At 55.0% G+C, this 18,499-nt stretch carries 14 protein-coding genes and 1 pseudogene; 10 read left to right on the top strand and 5 right to left on the bottom strand.

Annotated elements, in window-relative coordinates; translation table 11 throughout:
* The first annotated feature begins 92 nt into the window (after nt 1–92).
* The 4 genes from ABLV66_RS09820 to ABLV66_RS09805 all read left to right on the top strand — a co-directional run bounded on the left by ABLV66_RS09820 (nt 93) and on the right by ABLV66_RS09805 (nt 6,055).
* Complete coding sequence (locus tag ABLV66_RS09820) at nt 93–1,826, top strand: alpha,alpha-trehalase (protein WP_045390445.1); 1,734 nt, start codon at nt 93–95, stop codon at nt 1,824–1,826.
* A 221-nt stretch (nt 1,827–2,047) separates the two neighbouring features.
* The gene (locus ABLV66_RS09815) at nt 2,048–4,168 is read left to right on the top strand and encodes a TonB-dependent siderophore receptor (RefSeq protein WP_348875934.1); all 2,121 of its coding nucleotides are present in this window, start codon (nt 2,048–2,050) and stop codon (nt 4,166–4,168) included.
* A 198-nt stretch (nt 4,169–4,366) separates the two neighbouring features.
* On the top strand, nt 4,367–5,218 hold the full coding sequence (locus tag ABLV66_RS09810; protein ID WP_348875935.1) for a TIGR04222 domain-containing membrane protein: 852 nt from the start codon (nt 4,367–4,369) through the stop codon (nt 5,216–5,218).
* Between the two features lie 15 nt (nt 5,219–5,233).
* Nucleotides 5,234–6,055: a DUF2207 domain-containing protein gene (locus ABLV66_RS09805; protein ID WP_348875936.1), complete on the top strand. Its 822-nt coding sequence runs from the start codon at nt 5,234–5,236 to the stop codon at nt 6,053–6,055.
* Nucleotides 6,056–6,112: 57 nt separating this feature from the next.
* Here the strand turns inward: ABLV66_RS09805 and emtA are convergent, their stop codons facing one another.
* Entirely contained in the window at nt 6,113–6,724 is a 612-nt protein-coding gene (gene emtA, locus ABLV66_RS09800) for a membrane-bound lytic murein transglycosylase EmtA (protein ID WP_015366071.1), read from the bottom strand.
* Between the two features lie 95 nt (nt 6,725–6,819).
* On the opposite strand from emtA, the gene ldcA reads away from it, so the two are divergent.
* Both ldcA and ABLV66_RS09790 read left to right on the top strand, forming a co-directional pair.
* On the top strand, nt 6,820–7,734 hold the full coding sequence (gene ldcA, locus ABLV66_RS09795; RefSeq protein WP_348875937.1) for a muramoyltetrapeptide carboxypeptidase: 915 nt from the start codon (nt 6,820–6,822) through the stop codon (nt 7,732–7,734).
* A 90-nt stretch (nt 7,735–7,824) separates the two neighbouring features.
* Nucleotides 7,825–9,492, top strand: a pseudogene (locus tag ABLV66_RS09790) (potassium/proton antiporter); the annotation flags it as partial.
* 82 nt (nt 9,493–9,574) lie between these two features.
* Here the strand turns inward: ABLV66_RS09790 and dadX are convergent.
* Complete coding sequence (dadX, locus tag ABLV66_RS09785; RefSeq protein WP_047045256.1) at nt 9,575–10,645, bottom strand: catabolic alanine racemase DadX; 1,071 nt, start codon at nt 10,643–10,645, stop codon at nt 9,575–9,577.
* A 9-nt stretch (nt 10,646–10,654) separates the two neighbouring features.
* Entirely contained in the window at nt 10,655–11,953 is a 1,299-nt protein-coding gene (locus ABLV66_RS09780; RefSeq protein WP_047045257.1) for a D-amino acid dehydrogenase, read from the bottom strand.
* A gap of 321 nt (nt 11,954–12,274) precedes the next feature.
* On the opposite strand from ABLV66_RS09780, the gene ABLV66_RS09775 reads away from it, so the two are divergent.
* The gene (locus ABLV66_RS09775) at nt 12,275–13,807 is read left to right on the top strand and encodes a SpoVR family protein (RefSeq protein WP_015705842.1); all 1,533 of its coding nucleotides are present in this window, start codon (nt 12,275–12,277) and stop codon (nt 13,805–13,807) included.
* 67 nt (nt 13,808–13,874) lie between these two features.
* Here ABLV66_RS09775 and fadR read toward each other — a convergent pair whose 3' ends face one another.
* Nucleotides 13,875–14,594, bottom strand: a complete 720-nt coding sequence (gene fadR / locus ABLV66_RS09770) for a fatty acid metabolism transcriptional regulator FadR (RefSeq protein ID WP_045390428.1) — start codon at nt 14,592–14,594, stop codon at nt 13,875–13,877.
* Between the two features lie 235 nt (nt 14,595–14,829).
* Between fadR and nhaB the strand changes: the two genes are divergently transcribed.
* The 3 genes from nhaB (at nt 14,830) to ABLV66_RS09755 (ending at nt 17,507) form a co-directional block, all read left to right on the top strand.
* Complete coding sequence (gene nhaB, locus ABLV66_RS09765) at nt 14,830–16,380, top strand: sodium/proton antiporter NhaB (protein WP_045390425.1); 1,551 nt, start codon at nt 14,830–14,832, stop codon at nt 16,378–16,380.
* Between the two features lie 132 nt (nt 16,381–16,512).
* Nucleotides 16,513–17,043 (top strand): disulfide bond formation protein DsbB, encoded by a 531-nt coding sequence (gene dsbB, locus ABLV66_RS09760; RefSeq protein ID WP_015705844.1) that lies wholly within the window; start codon nt 16,513–16,515, stop codon nt 17,041–17,043.
* A gap of 119 nt (nt 17,044–17,162) precedes the next feature.
* The gene (locus ABLV66_RS09755) at nt 17,163–17,507 is read left to right on the top strand and encodes a TehB family protein (protein WP_045390422.1); all 345 of its coding nucleotides are present in this window, start codon (nt 17,163–17,165) and stop codon (nt 17,505–17,507) included.
* Nucleotides 17,508–18,028: 521 nt separating this feature from the next.
* Here ABLV66_RS09755 and ycgN read toward each other — a convergent pair.
* On the bottom strand, nt 18,029–18,475 hold the full coding sequence (gene ycgN, locus ABLV66_RS09750) for a cysteine cluster protein YcgN (RefSeq protein ID WP_348875939.1): 447 nt from the start codon (nt 18,473–18,475) through the stop codon (nt 18,029–18,031).
* Nucleotides 18,476–18,499 lie beyond the last annotated feature (24 nt).

Genomic DNA, 18,499 nt, shown 5'->3' with positions numbered 1-18,499 from the left:
CAGCACGCGAGGCGGCCGATATTCGGCTAAGGTTTTCTGATGGCCGTTCGCAGTGGCGCGAAGTCAGCAAAACGTAAAATGGAGAATTATCGATGACGAGATCGGTTCTACGTCGCCCGGAAACCCTGACCCACCTTATTCAACTGGCGCTGGGAGGCGCAATGTTAAGCCTGGCGACATTCGCCGCGCAGGCAGATGACAACACCTCCCCGGTGCCGCAATCGCCTGATGAACTTTTAGGTCCGCTATTTAACGACGTGCAAAGCGCGAAACTCTTCCCTGACCAAAAAACCTTCGCTGATGCGGTCCCGAATAGCGATCCGCTAATGATCCTTGCCGACTATCGGATGCAAAAAGGTCAGGCCAGCTTCGATCTGCGCCATTTCGTCGAGATCAACTTCACCCTGCCGCGTGATAACGATCAATATGTGCCGCCGAAAGGGCAAACCCTGCGTCAACACATTGATGGGCTATGGCCGGTGCTAACCCGCAGCACCGTCGAGGTCGAGAAGTGGGATTCGCTGCTGCCGCTACCGAAACCTTATGTGGTGCCCGGTGGACGCTTCCGCGAAGTCTATTATTGGGATAGCTATTTCACCATGCTGGGCCTCGCCGAAAGCGGGCACTGGGATAAAGTGGAAGACATGGTGGCCAATTTTGCCGCCGAGATTGACCGCTGGGGGCATATTCCAAACGGCAACCGCAGTTACTATCTGAGCCGTTCGCAACCGCCGTTCTTTTCCTTTATGGTTGAGCTGCTGGCCAGCCACGATGGCGATCGGGCGCTAAAGACCTGGCTGCCGCAGATGGAAAAAGAGTATCGCTACTGGATGGAAGGCGCCGATGCGCTGACGCCCGGCAACGCGAATAAACGCGTGGTACGTCTGGAAGATGGCGCGCTGCTTAACCGCTACTGGGATGATAACGATACGCCTCGCCCGGAGTCCTGGCTTGACGACGTGACAACCGCCAAAAACAATCCTAACCGCCCGGCCACCGAAATCTATCGTGACCTACGTTCCGCCGCGGCCTCCGGATGGGACTTCAGTTCTCGCTGGATGGATAATCCGCAGCAGCTGGGGACTATCCGCACCACCAGCATCATTCCGGTCGACCTCAATGCGCTGATGTTCCACATGGAGAAAACCATTGCCCGCGCCAGTAAAGCCGCAGGCGACAGCGCTAAAGCCGGACAGTACGACGCGCTGGCGAATGCCCGCCAGAAGGCGCTGGAAAAATATCTGTGGAACGATAAAGAGGGCTGGTATGCCGATTACGATCTGAAGAGCCATAAAGTCCGCAATCAGCTGACCGCCGCGGCGCTGTTCCCGCTGTACGTCAAAGCGGCCTCCAGCGAACGTGCCGCGAAGGTAGCCGCCGCCGCCGAAAGCCGCCTGCTGAAGCCCGGCGGGCTTACCACCACCACGGTCAATAGCGGCCAACAGTGGGATGCGCCAAACGGCTGGGCGCCGCTGCAGTGGGTGGCGGTGGAAGGTCTGCAGAACTATGGTCAGAAAAAGGTGGCCATGGACGTCACCTGGCGCTTCCTCAGCAACGTCCAGCACACCTATGACAGCAAGCAGAAGCTGGTTGAGAAATATGACGTGAGTTCGACGGGTACCGGCGGCGGCGGCGGAGAGTATCCTCTGCAGGACGGCTTTGGCTGGACCAACGGCGTGACGTTAAAGATGCTCGACCTGGTTTGCCCGCAAGATAAACCGTGCGATGCGCTGCCGGCAACCCGCCCGGCGCAGGCAGAAATCACCGCTGGCAAGCAGCCCGCCGCGAACGATGCCGTGGCGGCTGCGGAGAAAAAAGCCCAGTAATCCCCTGCGCGCGGCGATATCTTCGCCGCGCTTTTTCCATCGACGTAACCCCATCATCCGCCGACAGCCAGCAAAATGTCTACTTGCTCTGAGGAGGACTATTTTGCTTGATCATGCAAAAGCAAACGATAATAATTCGCATTATTTTTAACGAAAAAGCATTTCGTTTATTTCCGCGGCGGCGCACAGGAGTGCCAGACCGCGCTATTCAGGATTATGGCATGATCTCCTCTGTTAATTTTAAGCGCTCCGCGCTGGTGTGCGCCCTCGCGGCCGCCTTCCCTCTCGCCGCTCAGGCGCAAGATACCCTGATCGTGACCGCGCAACCTGACGACTCCGCCAGCGCGCAAACTCAAGGCTATAGCGCCAAAACGTCAACCGGCGCCACGAAAACCGACCAGCCGTTGATTACTACCGCCCAGTCGGTATCGGTGATCACCCGCCAGCAGATCGCCGATCAGGGCGCCGATACCGTAAGCCAGGCCCTACAGTATACGCCGGGGGTTTATTCCAGTTTTGGCGGCGGCGCGACGCGCTTTGATACCATCTCGCTGCGCGGCTACCACGGCGGCGACGTTGATAACCTGTTCCTTGACGGCATGCGCCTGATGAGCGACGGCGGCAGCCATAACGTACTGCAGATCGACCCATGGTTTATTGAACGCGTCGACGTCATCCGCGGCCCCTCTTCCGCCCTTTATGGCCAAAGCGTGCCGGGCGGGGTGGTCAATTTGACCTCCAAACGGCCGCAGTTCAGCCAGCAGGGGCACTTTCGCCTGACCGGCGGCACGCAAAATACTAAGGGCGCAGCCTTCGACTATACGGATGCCATTAATGACCAGTGGGCCTGGCGGCTCATCGGCATGACCCGCAGCAGCGATACGCAGTATGATCATACCCGCGAAGAGCGCTATGCGATTTCGCCTTCCTTGCTGTGGCAACCGGATAGCGATACTTCGCTGCTGTTGCGCGCCTACCTGCAAAAAGATCCCTCCGGCGGCTACCACGGCTCTCTGCCGCTGGATGGCACCCGTTACGCGCACAACGGTCGTAAGCTCTCACCCAGCACCAATGAAGGCGATCCGGGCGATGGCTACCAGCGCCGCGAGCAAATCTACAGCTATGAATTCAACCACCAGTTCAGCGATGTCTGGTCGGCTTACTCCGCGGGCAGCTATACCCATACGAATGTCTCGCTGGATCAGGTTTATCAGGTTGGCTGGGTGGGCGACAGCGACCTGATTTCCCGCGGCTACAGCGGTTCCCGCGGGTCGCTGGACGGCTGGTCAACCGATAACCGCCTGCGCGCCGATTTCGCGACCGGTGAAGTGGCGCATACGTTAATCCTCGGCGCTGAGTATCATCGCTTCCGCAACGATTTATGGACCGGCGCCGGCGGCGCGGCGCCGCTTAACCCCTTTACCGGCTATACGCCGCAAACCGGGCATACCATCACCTACAGCGATAATAATAATCGCCGTTATTACCAGACCGGGCTTTATCTGCAGGATGAAATGGTGTGGAATCGTTGGCACTTTGACGTTTCCGGACGCTACGACCGCATCGTTTCACAACAGATTAGCGACACTTCAGGCACGTCAAACCGCCGCTCCGACGATCACATCAGCGGCCGCGCCTCGCTGCTGTACGCGCTCGATAATGGCCTTTCGCCCTACTTAAGCTACAGCCAGGCGATTACCCCGGCGATGCTGCCGGGCGCCGATGGTACGTTATTAAAACCCACCACCGCCGAACAGGTGGAGGCCGGCTTGAAATTCCAGCCGCCGGGCAGCAGCGATTTGTATAGCATCGCGATTTACGATTTGATGCAAAAAGATGTCGCCACCCGCGATCCGAACATCGCCACCGCCACCTATATTCCCGCCGGGAAAGTGCATTCACAGGGCGTAGAGCTGGAAGCGCATAACCAGATTACGCCGCAATTGAGCACGATTGCCTCTTATACCTGGAATCGCCTGCGCTTTCAGGACACGAAAGACGGCACCGATAATAATACCCCTCAGCTGACGCCAGATCAGATGGCCTCATTCTGGGCGCGCTATCAATTGCCGGCGGGTATCACCCTTGGCGCGGGTGTTCGCTATATCGGTAAGCAGTGGGCCGATGACGCCAATACCGAGCGTTTACCGTCAGTCACCCTGATAGATGCGATGGCGCGCGCCGACCTCGGGGCATGGTCAACGGCGATGAAAGGCGCCTATATTCAGGTTAATGCGAATAATATCGGCGATCGCGAGTATATTTCCGGCTGCTACGGCACCGGCAACTGTTACTGGGGGGCTGAGCGCAGCGTCACGGCAACCGTGGGCTACGATTTTTAATTTACCTCGTAAACATAAGCCTCCTGAAATAAGTCGGAGGCTTAATTTCATAAACCACATAAATATCTGATCAGTGCTTTTTAATGAAAGCCGCCAGACAAACTAAATTTATTGTTTAACCAGAACCACCCTATTAAACTAGCTACTATTCTGGTAAAAATTCACGCGCAGGGTTGCGGTTATCACAAGGAGTGTGAAGTGAACAATTTAATCAATTTCATCTCTGATTTATCCCCATTGTCCTTTATGGGTTACCATATATTATCAACCACAGTGATATATATTCTAGTGATGATTATTATCTCAAAGACTCGTCCTTCTGAGAAAAACACGCCGATACCACCACCTTACTCCATATCTCCGTCGTTTCTTGCCTGGCTACGGGGCAGAGCCACCGTCGTTATTCAATTAGCCATGTTCAGGCTATTAAGAAAAAACTACGTAACCATTATTCATTGCGCTGAGAATATCGAACTTTGCGCCAACCAGCAGTATGCAGAGTGCAAGATGACTCGTGTAGAAAAAATACTCTTTGACCATTTTTCTACACCAAAACCCAGCGCCCAGAATTTCCCCCTTTCTCTTTACGTCGCCGATAAAAACCATTGGTCAGACGATCCCCAGTGTAGGGGCCTGATGCTCAGTCCGGCGCAACATACGTGGAATATGATCCTGATCGTCGTTCCTTCATTAATTTTAATCGGTACATATCTGTGGAAAACGTTTTTCGATAGTAGCACGCTTATCCACTCCAGCGTATTAAGCTGGCTCATGATGCTTATCGTTACCGGGCTTTGGTTGTTACTTTGGCTCATCATTACCTTAAATGCCACCCGGATGGACCGTGAGGGGATCTCAATTAACATTGTTCATAATTATGTAAATAGATTAAAGGATACTCTCATGGCTGAGGCCAAGACAACAACGGATGAAACAGCTGATTATTACGTCGCCATCGGTAAAACTTCCCTGCTACCCGAGAAATATCGTGAATTTATAACGGTCATCAAGCCAATAAATTATGCATTTTCTGTTGAACGGCTTGAGTAGGCTGAGGGCGACATCATGTGGACTCTTATTATGCATATGCATCCTTTACTGTTTCTCGGCTGTATTATCGTTGTCGTCCCGGCTATTTATCTTTCTATCGGAATCATTATCGCCCTGACGCGGCCTGCGGCTAAAGCCCAGCAGTTAACGACCGGGATCGACCCATGGCTTCTTGCCTGGATTGACGGCGGCGGCACGCGGGTCATTCAGTTAGCAATGTTCAGGTTGTTACATAAAGGATATCAGTGGATCCCCGAGCCCGGGCAGATGTTGGCTAACGGACGTTATGCAAGCAATGAAATGAACGTCATTGAAAGAATTTTATTTGACCATTTTGAGGTACGAAAACCATGTCATGAAGATCTGCCTACTAGCCTGCATATCACCAACCTTAACATCTGGCAGGATCAGCAAAAAAGCCCAGAGCTGGCCTTAAGTATGCTACGCCGCCGATGCAATTTTCTGTTGTTCAGTATCCCCTCACTCATCTTAGCCGTAATATTAGCTTGTCGAATATTTATCTACGTCGATGTCGCTGAAAACACTTTTTGTTGGATATTGATGGTTACAGGAAGCCTGTTGTGGTTCACAGCATGGGGTTGCAACGTCTGGGATCATAATCGTCTGGATTTGAATGGGGTCTCACATAATAATTCTCAGGCGCTTATCGGATTATTACGCGAAAAATTAGCCCAGACTAGCGATGAAATGGATGAGGCCACGGCTATGCTGGTGGTGGCGGTTAATGGAATCGAGTCCCTTCCTGAAAGTTACCGGGATTACAAAGAGTTGATTGGTCCCGTCAGCTACATCAGTTCAATTAGCCACGAAAGTTAGGATTATCTGAAAGGCACCCCGCAAGGCGAATCCTGCCTGACGGGGTGAGAGATGACGCTACATCGCGTCCAGCGCTTTCTGCAGTTTCCAGATATAGCGCGGGGCCTGCGGGGCAGGATGCTTTTTCGCCACGTGTTCAAAGAACTCATCGGCATCAAGATCGTTAATCTCGTCGATGGCGTCCTGGCGATTCGACGAGAAGGTGCGCAGCAGCGCGCCTGCGCCGTTGGCATAAGAGACCACCACCGCATAGCGCATCACCTGCGGGTCCTTAATCCCCGCCAGCGGGCCGTTTTCCAGAATGCTCAGATAAGCGGCGCCCATCGAAATATTGCGTTCCGGGTTTTTCAGCTCGCTGACCGAAGGCTGGCCACGCCAGCCCATCCGTTGATAGACATCGCGCCCGGAGGTCGACGGCTTCAACTGCATCAGTCCTACCGCACCGGATTTACTGACCACCGAGGGATTACCGCCGGACTCAATCGCGATGATCGCGGTTATCAGCTGCGGGTCAACCCCCCACGCGGCACCGGCTTTTTCACTGATCGGCATCCACTGCATCGACCGCTTCACCGGGACTTCCGGGTTCCACGGCGGATTGGTGTAATCGTGCTTCGAACTACAACCGGCCAACAATACAAATAAAAAAACAAACCATCTCAATTTCACACATCTATCCTTATTGGCTGAAGTTTGCCGCACGGAGATGACAATAAACGTTCCAGGCGGCATGATAACCCTTTCATTCTTTGCAAGGAATTGCCATGTCTCAGTTTTATCTGGTCGCCCCTTCCGGTTACTGTATCAATCAACAGGCTGCGGCCCTAGGCGTGGCCCGTCTTCAGGAGGCCGGTCATCAGGTACTGAACCAACAGGCGATCCCCCGTCGACAGCAGCGTTTCGCCGGCAGCGACAGCGAACGTCTGGCCGATATTAACCAACTTGCATCCCTTGAGGGAAAAAACCACATCGTGCTGGCGGTGCGCGGCGGCTATGGCGCCACCCGGTTACTACCACATATCGACTGGCAGGCGTTATCGAAACGCCAACAGCGGGAACCGCTGCTTATCTGCGGCCACAGCGATTTCACCGCCATCCAGATGGGACTGCTGGCTAAAGCCAACGCTATCAGCTTCAGCGGGCCGATGTTAGCGGGCAATTTCGGCGCCGAAACCCTGAATGCGTTTACGGAACATCACTTCTGGCAGGCGCTACGCGAACCCGAATTTACCCTCGAATGGCAAAGCGACGGCCCAACCTGCCGCGTCGAAGGGACCCTGTGGGGCGGCAATCTGGCGATGGTCACGTCGCTCATCGGCACGCCGTGGCTCCCGCAGATTGACGACGGTATTCTGGTGCTTGAGGATATCAACGAGCATCCGTTCCGCGTTGAACGAATGCTGCTGCAGTTACTCAACAGCGGGATCCTTGCCCGCCAGCGGGCTATCGTGTTCGGCAGTTTTACCGGCGCGCAATCCAACGACTACGACGACGGTTATGATCTTCCCACCGTCTACGCCTGGCTACGTCAGCAACTCGCCATCCCGCTGCTGACCGGCCTCGAGTTCGGTCATGAACAGCGCACCGTTACCCTGCCTCTCGGCGCGCGGGCGCGGCTGGTTAACAACGCCTCAGCCGCAACCTTAACGATAAGCGGCCATCCGGTGCTGGCGGAATAAAAATTCCTCTGCGCGAGTATCCTGCAAACGCGCGGATTGTTAAAATGGTGTAATTTTCACCCCTTCACGCTGACAAGGAGTACGTGAACATTGGACGCCGCTGCGGTCATTAGTCTGTTTATCCTGGGTTCTGTTTTAGTAACCTGCAGTATTTTATTGAGTTCTTTCTCCTCACGCCTCGGCATCCCGATTCTGGTTATCTTCCTCGCCATCGGTATGCTGGCAGGCGTAGACGGTATCGGCGGCATTCCTTTCGATAACTATCCTTTCGCCTATATGGTGAGTAACCTCGCGCTGGCGGTGATCCTGCTGGACGGCGGAATGCGCACCCAAGCCAGTTCGTTTCGCGTGGCGCTCTGGCCAGCGCTGTCGCTGGCGACGGTCGGCGTGCTGATAACCTCCGCCCTCACCGGGATGATGGCGGCATGGCTGTTCAAGCTCGATTTAATCGAAGGGCTACTAATTGGCGCCATCGTCGGCTCCACCGATGCGGCGGCGGTGTTCTCGCTGCTCGGCGGTAAAGGGCTTAACGAGCGCGTCGGCTCGACCCTCGAAATTGAATCCGGCAGCAACGACCCGATGGCGGTGTTCCTCACCATTACCCTGATTGAAATGATCCAGCAGCATGAAGCCGGACTGAGCTGGATGTTTGTGGTGCATATCATTCAACAGTTTGGCCTGGGCATCGCTATTGGACTCGGCGGCGGTTATCTGCTTCTGCAGATGATTAACCGCATCGTCCTGCCTACCGGGCTCTATCCGCTGCTGGCGCTAAGCGGCGGGATCATGATTTTCGCCGTCACCACCTCACTGAACGGGAGCGGTATCCTCGCGGTCTATCTCTGCGGTTTCCTGCTCGGTAATAAACCCATTCGCAACCGCCACGGCATCCTGCAAAACTTTGACGGCCTGGCGTGGCTGGCGCAAATCGCCATGTTCCTCGTCCTCGGCCTGCTGGTCACACCGTCTGACCTGTGGCCGATCGCGATTCCGGCGCTACTGCTGTCAATGTGGATGATCTTCATCGCGCGTCCGCTGTCGGTATTCGCTGGCCTGCTGCCGTTCCGCGGTTTTAATCTGCGCGAGCGGGTGTTTATCAGTTGGGTCGGTTTGCGCGGCGCGGTGCCGATTATCCTCGCCGTTTTCCCGATGATGGCCGGGCTTGAGAACGCGCGGCTGTTCTTTAACGTCGCCTTTTTCGTGGTGCTGATTTCACTGCTGCTTCAGGGCACCTCACTTTCCTGGGCGGCGAAAAAAGCGAAGGTCGTGGTACCGCCGGTCGGCTGGCCTATCTCACGCGTCGGGCTGGATATCCATCCGGAAAATCCGTGGGAACAGTTTGTCTACCAGCTGGGTGATGATAAATGGTGCGTTGGCGCAGCGTTGCGCGACCTCCACATGCCGCCGGAAACGCGTATCGCCGCACTCTTCCGCGACAACGTACTGCTGCATCCTACCGGCAGCACGCGGCTGATGGATGGTGATATTCTTTGCGTTATCGGCCGCGAGCGCGACCTGCCGGCGCTGGGTAAAATGTTCAGCCAGTCGCCGCCGGTCTCGCTCGATCAGCGGTTCTTTGGCGACTTTATCCTCGATGCGGAAGCTAAATTCGCCGATGTGGCGCAGATTTATGGTCTCGACGGCGGTGAAGAATTTCGCGAGCATCAGCAGTCGCTGGGCGATGTGATTCAGCAACTCTTGGGCGCCGCGCCGGTCGTCGGCGATCAGGTGGAGTTTGCCGGTATGGTGTGGACGGTCGCCGAAAAAGAGGACGACCACGTACTGAAGGTGGGTGTGCGGGTTGCGGAAGATGAGGCGGAGTGATCCGCCTCACACAAAGTTACACTGTCACCACCGGTACGCGCGGCGCCAGAGCGCACATTAATTCATAACCGACGGTGCCGCTGGCCGCAGCGACATCGTCAATCTTAATCTCCTGCCCCCACAACTCAACCGGCGCGCCAATACCCGCATGCGGACAAGGTGTCAGATCTACCGCCAACATATCCATCGAAATACGCCCGACGGTGGTGGTGCGTACGCCGTCGACCAGCACCGGCGTGCCGCTCGGGGCGACGCGTGGATAGCCGTCGGCATAACCGCAGGCGACAATGCCGATGCGCTGCTCGCCGGATGCCTGATACAGCCCACCATAGCCCACCCGTTCGCCGCTTTTCAGCGTCTGTACGGCAATCACTTCACTGCTGAGGGTCATCGCCGGTTTCAAGCCGCTATTGGCAATATCCCGCCACTGACCCGACGGCGATGCGCCGTACAGCACAATTCCCGGGCGCACCCAATCAAAGTGCGCTTCCGGATGCCACAACGTGGCCGCTGAGTTCGACAACGAACGCGGGCAGTCCAGCCCCTCCGCCGCCTGCTCGATACGGCGCAAGGGCTCCACGATGCCATCCGGGTTTTCCGCATCAGCGAAATGCGACATCAGCGTCATTTCACCGACGTTGGCGAGCGATCGCAGCTGTTGCCAGACGGTATGCACTCGTTCTGGCATAAAGCCCAGCCGGTTCATACCACTATTTACTTTGAGATAGATATCCAGCGGCGCATGCAGTTTAGCCTGCTGCAGCGCTTTAATTTGCCAGTTGCTGTGTACGCTGGTGGTCAGGCGATACTTATCCAGCAGCGCCAGTTCATCGGCGTGAAAGAATCCTTCCAGCAGCAGAATCGGCCCTTTCCAGCCCTTTTCCCGCAGTAGGATCGCCTCTTCGAGATTCAGCAATGCGTAGCCATCTGCGGCGTTCAGCGCCTGCCACATCCGCGCCAGGCCATGGCCATAGGCATTAGCCTTCACCACCGCCCAAACGCGCGCCCCAGGGGCGGCGCGGCGAACAATCTGTAAATTCTGACGTAAAGCCGACAGGTCAATGCTGGCTTTTACCGGACGAGACATGGAGGCTCCTTAGTTATGCACGCCGTGCAGATGCTGAGCGCGAGCCGGCGTAAAGCCCGGGCTGTAACGCGCCACGGCCAGATCATCATAAGGGATCGCCGGCGTACGCCCGGAGATCAGATCGCTCAGAAGCTGCCCGGACCCGCAGGCCATGGTCCAGCCCAGCGTACCGTGCCCGGTGTTCAGCCACAGATTTTTGTACGGCGTGCGGCCAACCACCGGCGTACCGTCCGGCGTCATTGGTCGCAGGCCTGTCCAGAAGGTCGCCTGCTCAACGTAGCCGCCGCGCGGGAACAGATCGCGAACCACCATCTCCAGCGTCTCGCGGCGCGGCTTCAGCAGCTCTTTATTAAAGCCGACAATTTCCGCCATCCCGCCAACGCGAATACGCTGATCGAAACGGGTAATCGCGATTTTGTAAGTCTCATCAAGGATAGTCGATACCGGTGCGCCGCTCTCTTCGGCAATCGGAATAGTTAACGAGTAGCCTTTCAGAGGATAGACCGGGATGTCCACCAGCCCTTTAAGCATCGCGGTGGAGTAAGAACCAAACGCCATCACGTAGGCGTCGCCCTTAATAATTTCGTCGCCGCATTTCACACCGGCGATTTGATCGCCTTCGTAAAGCAGCGCATCGACGGAGGTATTAAAGCGGAAAGTCACCCCTGCCGACTCGGCCATCGCCGCCAGACGGGTAGTGAAGAGCTGGCAATCGCCGGTTTCATCATTTGGCAGGCGCAGACCGCCGGTCAGTTTATGGCTGACTTCGGCCAGCGCCGGTTCGACTTCGAGCAGGCGGTTGGCTTCCAGCAGTTGATACGGCACGCCGGCCTCTTCCAGCACGGCGATATCACGAGTGGCGTTCTCATACTGTTTTTCGGTGCGGAAGAGCTGCAGGGTGCCGCCCTGGCGGCCTTCATACTGGATACCGGTGGTTTCACGCAGCGCTTTCAGGCAATCACGGCTATATTCCGCCAGGCGCACCATACGCCCTTTGTTTTCCATATAGTGGCGGGTATCGCAGTTACGTAGCATCTGCCACATCCACTTGAGCTGGAACTGCGTGCCGTCAAGGCCAATCGCCAATGGCGCATGGCGCTGGAACATCCATTTAATCGCCTTCAGCGGCACGCCCGGCGCCGCCCACGGCGCCGCGTAGCCGGGAGAGATCTGCCCGGCGTTGGCGGCGCTGGTTTCTTCAGCGGGCCCTGGCTGACGGTCGATAACCGTCACCTCATGTCCCGCCTGGCTTAAATACCAGGCGCTCGCTACCCCAACCACCCCACTTCCCAGTATGACGACTCGCATAGCCACTCCGTAATAGTTAAAGAACAATCATCTAATTACAAATTGATAACCCAGATGAAAATATTATTCAACATACGCTTTATTTATGGTGACTTATCTCACACCAAACCGCACCAGCACTGACACCAGAGATTTACGATCTCGTGCTGCGCTTTATTTTTCCTCAGCATAAAATGCTAAGTAAATGTTAAATTAAGGCCTTTGGGATTGTGATATCGCGAAGAAAAGAAATTACCCGCAGACGCAGTTTGTTATGGCGTGTTCTATGCTTGATAAGAGGTTCTCCACAAAGAGAGAACCACCAACAACGAGGGCGCGCTAATGGCTACGATTGATTCCATGAACAGGGACACCACCCGGTTAAGCGATGGACCCGACTGGACTTTTGAACTGCTGGAAACCTATCTTGCCGAGGTCGACCGGGTGGCGAAGCTGTATCGTCTCGATACCTATCCGCATCAAATCGAGGTGATCACCTCCGAACAGATGATGGACGCCTACTCCAGCGTCGGGATGCCGATCAACTATCCGCACTGGTCGTTCGGGAAAAAATTTATCGAAACCGAACAGGCGTATAAACACGGCCAGCAAGGTCTGGCCTATGAGATAGTCATTAACTCCAACCCGTGTATCGCTTATTTAATGGAGGAGAACACGATTACCATGCAGGCGCTGGTAATGGCGCACGCCTGCTATGGGCACAACTCCTTCTTTAAAAATAACTATCTGTTCCGCAGTTGGACCGATGCCAGCTCAATCATCGACTATCTGATCTTTGCGCGTAAATACATTACCGAATGTGAAGAGCGTTACGGCGTCGATGAAGTTGAAAAATTGCTCGACTCCTGCCATGCGCTGATGAACTACGGCGTCGACCGCTACAAACGCCCGCAGAAAATATCGCTGCAGGAGGAGAAGGCGCGCCAGAAAAGCCGCGAAGAGTATCTGCAAAGCCAGGTGAACATGCTATGGCGTACTCTGCCAAAACGGGAAGAGGAAAAAGCCATCGAGGCAAGCCGCCGCTATCCTTCCGAACCGCAGGAGAATCTGCTGTACTTTATGGAGAAGAACGCGCCGCTGCTTGAATCCTGGCAGCGCGAGATCCTGCGTATCGTTCGTAAGGTCAGCCAGTATTTTTATCCGCAGAAGCAGACTCAGGTTATGAACGAGGGCTGGGCGACATTCTGGCACTACACCATCCTCAATCATCTGTATGACGAGGGAAAAGTGACAGAACGCTTCATGCTGGAGTTTCTGCACAGCCACACCAACGTGGTGTTCCAGCCGCCCTACAACAGCCCGTGGTACAGCGGGATCAACCCCTACGCGCTGGGTTTCGCTATGTTCCAGGATATTAAACGTATCTGCCAGTCGCCAACGGAAGAAGACCGCTACTGGTTCCCGGATATCGCCGGCTCCGATTGGCTGGAGACGCTGCATTTCGCCATGCGCGATTTTAAAGATGAGAGCTTTATCAGCCAGTTCCTGTCGCCGAAGGTGATGCGTGACTTCCGCTTATTCACGGTACTCGATGACGACCATAATAATTACCTGGAGATTTCCGCCATTCATAATGAGGAAGGCTATCGGGAAATTCGTTCTAAGCTGTCGGCGCAGTATAACCTCAGCAATCTTGAGCCGAATATTCAGGTCTGGAACGTTGACCTGCGCGGCGACCGTTCGCTGACGCTGCGCTATGTGCCGCACAACCGCGTGCCGCTGGATAAGAGCCGTCGCGAAGTGCTTAAACACGTTCACCGCCTGTGGGGCTTTGATGTGATCCTTGAGCAGCAGAATGCCGACGGCAGCGTTGAGCTGTTGGATCGCACCCCGCCGCGGCAGAACGCGTTGTAAATCGGATCAAGTGCCAAAAAGCGAAATGCCCGGATTATCCGGGCATTTTTTATAGGGTGGTCCGTACTTAGCGCATATTGATGGCTAAATCGCCGGGCAGCGTTTTTTGCATCCGATGCCAGATCTCGCCGCTGTTGTGGCCATAGGCGCGGACGATTTCGTACACTTTATCGTGCTGACTCTCTTCGCACACTTTCGCCAACTGGTGGTAGAAACCCAGCGCCAGGCTACGCGCTTCCGGATTAGCAAAATAGTGACGACCAATGCGGGTATACAGCCCCTTCATGCCGTTGAGGATCAGACCGTAGATCGGGTTGCCGGAGGCAAACGCCAGACCGCGGAAGATGTTGTAGTCCAGTTCGGCGAAAGCATCGGCATGATCTTCAACTTCACGCGCGGTAGCCAGGACCTCCAGCGCTTTGTCCGGGTGCTGGCGGAAAGCGGTACGAATAAAAATCGTTGAGATATTGGTTCGCACCGACAGCAAGTTATCAATCAGCTGCGGCACGCTATCGTGGTCGAGACGCGCCAGCGTTTCAAGGATATTCAGTCCGGAGGTTTCCCAGAAGTTGTTCACTTTCGTCGGTTTACCGTGCTGGATAGTCAACCAGCCATCACGGGCCAGACGTTGCAACACTTCGCGCAGAGTGGTTCGGGTCACACCAATCAGTTCAGAAAGTTCACGTTCAGCAGGGAGAATGGATCCAGGCGGGAAACGATTATTCCAGATACTTTCAATGATGTACTCTTCCGCGAAACCCGCAGGGCTTTGCGCCTTAATGACCATAATAAGATTTCCATTACACAGCGTTGCAAATTGCACTCATCATACCAGAGCAGCCATACGCCAGATAGCATCTGAAAGTAATTAAAAGGGGATCGCCGTTTCATTTTCAGCTTTTGCTTAACGCCTTCCATTACCTGTAATGCGCCGCGAAGAAAGTTGCTTACCTTTTTACTCAACTGGTAATCTTGCAATAGTTACGCATAAAATCATGTTGTTTGACGGAAGGACCTCTGTCGTGGAAATGTCTTATGGCCGCGCCCTGTGGCGCAATTTTCTTGGCCAGTCGCCAGACTGGTACAAGCTTCTCCTGATTATCTTCCTGGTGGTTAACCCGCTGGCGTTTTATCTTCAACCGTTTGTCGCCGGTTGGCTGTTAGTGGTGGAGTTTATCTTCACCCTGGCGATGGCGCTCAAATGCTACCCGCTGCTGCCTGGCGGCCTGCTGGCGATAGAAGCGGTGCTGATCGGTATGACCAGCCCCGAACATATTCGCGAAGAAATAGCCAATAATCTCGAAGTCCTGCTGCTGCTGATGTTCATGGTGGCCGGGATCTACTTCATGAAGCAGCTATTGCTGTTTATTTTTACTCGGCTGCTCCTCGGGATCCGCAGCAAGATGCTGCTGTCGCTGGCCTTCTGCCTGGCAGCGGCTTTTCTCTCCGCCTTCCTTGACGCGCTAACTGTTGTTGCGGTGGTCATTAGCGTAGCGGTCGGCTTTTACGGTATTTATCATCGCGTCGCCTCCGCGCGGCCTGATGATAACGACATGCTTGATGACAGCCATATCGATCAACACTACCGCGACGTGCTCGAACAGTTCCGCAGCTTTTTACGCAGCCTGATGATGCACGCCGGCGTCGGTACCGCGCTCGGCGGCGTGATGACCATGGTCGGCGAACCGCAGAACCTGATTATCGCCAAAGCCGCCGGCTGGCACTTCGGCGAATTCTTCATCCGTATGTCGCCGGTAACCCTGCCGGTAATCGTATGCGGCCTGATAACCTGTCTGTTGCTGGAAAAATTCCGCCTGTTTGGCTATGGCGAGCCGCTGCCAGTCCCGGTGCGCAAAGTCCTACAGGATTTCGACGACCGTAGCCGCCAGAGCCGCAGCCGCCAGGATCGGATGCGCCTTATCGCTCAAGGGATCATCGGCGTGTGGCTGATTGCCGCCCTCGCCCTGCATCTGGCGGAAGTTGGCCTGATTGGCCTCTCCGTCATCGTGCTGGCGACCACCTTTTCCGGCGTGACCGACGAACACGCCATCGGTAAAGCCTTTACCGAAGCGCTGCCGTTTACCGCCCTGCTGACGGTCTTTTTCGCCATCGTGGCGGTGATTATCGATCAGCATCTGTTTGCCCCGGTGATTGAGTTCGTCCTGCAGGCTTCACCGCACGCTCAGCTATCGCTGTTCTATTTGTTTAATGGCCTGCTGTCGTCCATCTCCGATAACGTCTTTGTCGGTACGGTGTATATCAACGAAGCAAAAGCGGCGCTGGAACACGGCGTTATCAGCCTGCAGCAGTTTGAAATGCTGGCGGTCGCCATTAATACCGGCACTAACCTGCCTTCCGTCGCGACCCCCAACGGCCAGGCCGCGTTCCTGTTCCTGTTGACCTCGGCGCTGGCGCCGCTGATCCGCCTCTCTTATGGCAGAATGGTGTGGATGGCGCTTCCCTATACCATCGTGCTCACGCTGGTCGGCCTGCTGTGCGTCGAAACCCTGTTGATGCCGGCCACCCAGTGGATGCTCAGCCATGGCTGGTTGACCACCCCAGTACTGCCCTAATTGCGCAGCCCGTTACCCGGGTTCCCCCCGGGTAACGAATATTCATTTACGTAATATTTTCCGACTAGCGGATGGCGTCGCGGTAGTTTTCGTTTACACTGCCATGATTTAGCATGTTCCAGGGAAATGATTATGTTGCAATACTTAAACCAGTGCTCAAGGGGACGCGGCGCCTGGCTCTTGATGGCGTTAACCGCTTTTATACTTGAATTAGTGGCGCTGTGGTTCCAGCACGTGATGCTGCTGCAGCCCTGCGTGTTGTGTATTTACGAACGCTGCGCTCTGTTTGGCATTATGGGCGCCGGTCTGGTGGGCGCTATCGCGCCGAAAACCCCGCTGCGCTATGTCGCGTTGCTCATCTGGCTATACAGCGCACTGCGCGGTCTGCAGTTAGCCTGGGAGCACACCATGATTCAGCTACACCCTTCTCCGTTCCAGACCTGCGATTTCGCCGCTCGTTTCCCGACGTGGCTGCCGCTGGATAAATGGCTACCGCAGGTATTCGTTGCCACCGGCGACTGTTCCGTGCGCCAGTGGGAATTCCTGACTCTGGAAATGCCGCAGTGGCTGGTAGGCATCTTTGCCGCTTATCTGGTCATCGGCCTGCTGGTACTGATCGCTCAGCCATTTAAAGCCAAAAAGCGCGATCTGTTCGGCCGTTAAGCTATCCTGCCAGATGGTAAACGCTCCTTCGGGGGCGTTTTTTGTGCCTGTAAGTTGACGACGCCCCTTTAAAGTTGCATATTAAATACATCTTATTTGCATCCACTAAGGAGCTTACTATGTCCCACCTGCGTATCCCGGCTAACTGGAAAGTCAAACGCTCCACTCCGTTCTTCACTAAAGAAAATGTTCCGCCAGCGCTGCTCACCCATCACAATACTGCCGCTAACGTTTTCGGTCAGCTGTGCGTAATGGAAGGCACAGTAACTTATTACGGTTTTCATGATGAGCAGGCTAGCGAACCGGAGATGAAAGTCGTCATTAATGCCGGGCAGTTCGCCACCAGCCCGCCGCAATACTGGCATCGTATCGAGCTCAGCGATGATGCCCAATTCAATATTAACTTCTGGGTTGAAGATGAAAGCCACGGCGAAGACGGCCTGTTCCACGCCAGGAAAAGCTAAGCCCCTCACGTGCTTGCGGTTGAAAATCGACATCCGGATGTTTAAAGTCGTTACCCGATAGGCTCGTCTTTCTTGAGTCTGAAATGGGATAAGTCACCATGAGCATAGTCTGGTATATGACGCTAATCTGCATTGTCGTCGCGTATTTGATGATGAGTTTCCTGCCCATCTGATCGCCGCAAGCAGTCATCGCGCCGGGGAGACCTGGCAGCTCGTCAACTCCCTCTCAGCCCGGCCACCGCGCCGGGTCTATTTTTATCTACATCTGCTTTACAAATATTCCTAAAGTTCCCCGCCCCCGCGCCGATGATGAAATGCCAAACGCACCTGGTGATGATGACTTAAATGTGGGGTTTCCGATGAGTAGAAACGGCTGGCGTTCTCTTAGTGTTGTTATTTTTCCATGCGCTTTATTGTGGGCGGGAATTATCTGGCTGGCATTAAGAATGATGGGATATTGATGCGTACAAAGAACCGGGCCGCGCAGGCAGGGAATGCCCGGTTCTGATATTTCAACGAGCTTACTGCGCCCAGTCTGGTTTGTTTAAGATATGGTCCTGCCAGTCGACGACGGTGGACTCTTTCACCGCTATATGGCGCACGGAAATACGTTCGCCGTGAATCGCCACTTTTGAGCCGGTCAGCAGCGGATGCCAGTGTGGCAGCGGTTTACCTTCCGCCAGCAGGCGATAGGCGCAGGTGTGCGGCAGCCATTCGAAGGTCGGCAGATTCTCACGCGTGAGTTTGATGCAGTCCGGTTCGTACTCGAAGCGACGCTCGTAGTTGCGGCACTGGCAGGTTTTAATGTTGAGCTGACGGCAGGCGACGTTAGTAAAGTAAATCTCGTCGGTATCTTCATCCATTAGCTTATGCAGGCAGCACTGTCCGCAGCCGTCGCACAGTGATTCCCACTCCGCGTCGGTCATTTCATCCAGTGTTTTTTGTTGCCAGAAAGGTTGTTCGCTCATTGGGATGTCCGTCATTACAATTCA

This window comes from Klebsiella sp. CN_Kp073 (assembly GCF_040065495.2).
Taxonomy (GTDB): domain Bacteria; phylum Pseudomonadota; class Gammaproteobacteria; order Enterobacterales; family Enterobacteriaceae; genus Klebsiella; species Klebsiella aerogenes.
This window is presented reverse-complemented; position numbering and strand designations above follow the sequence as displayed.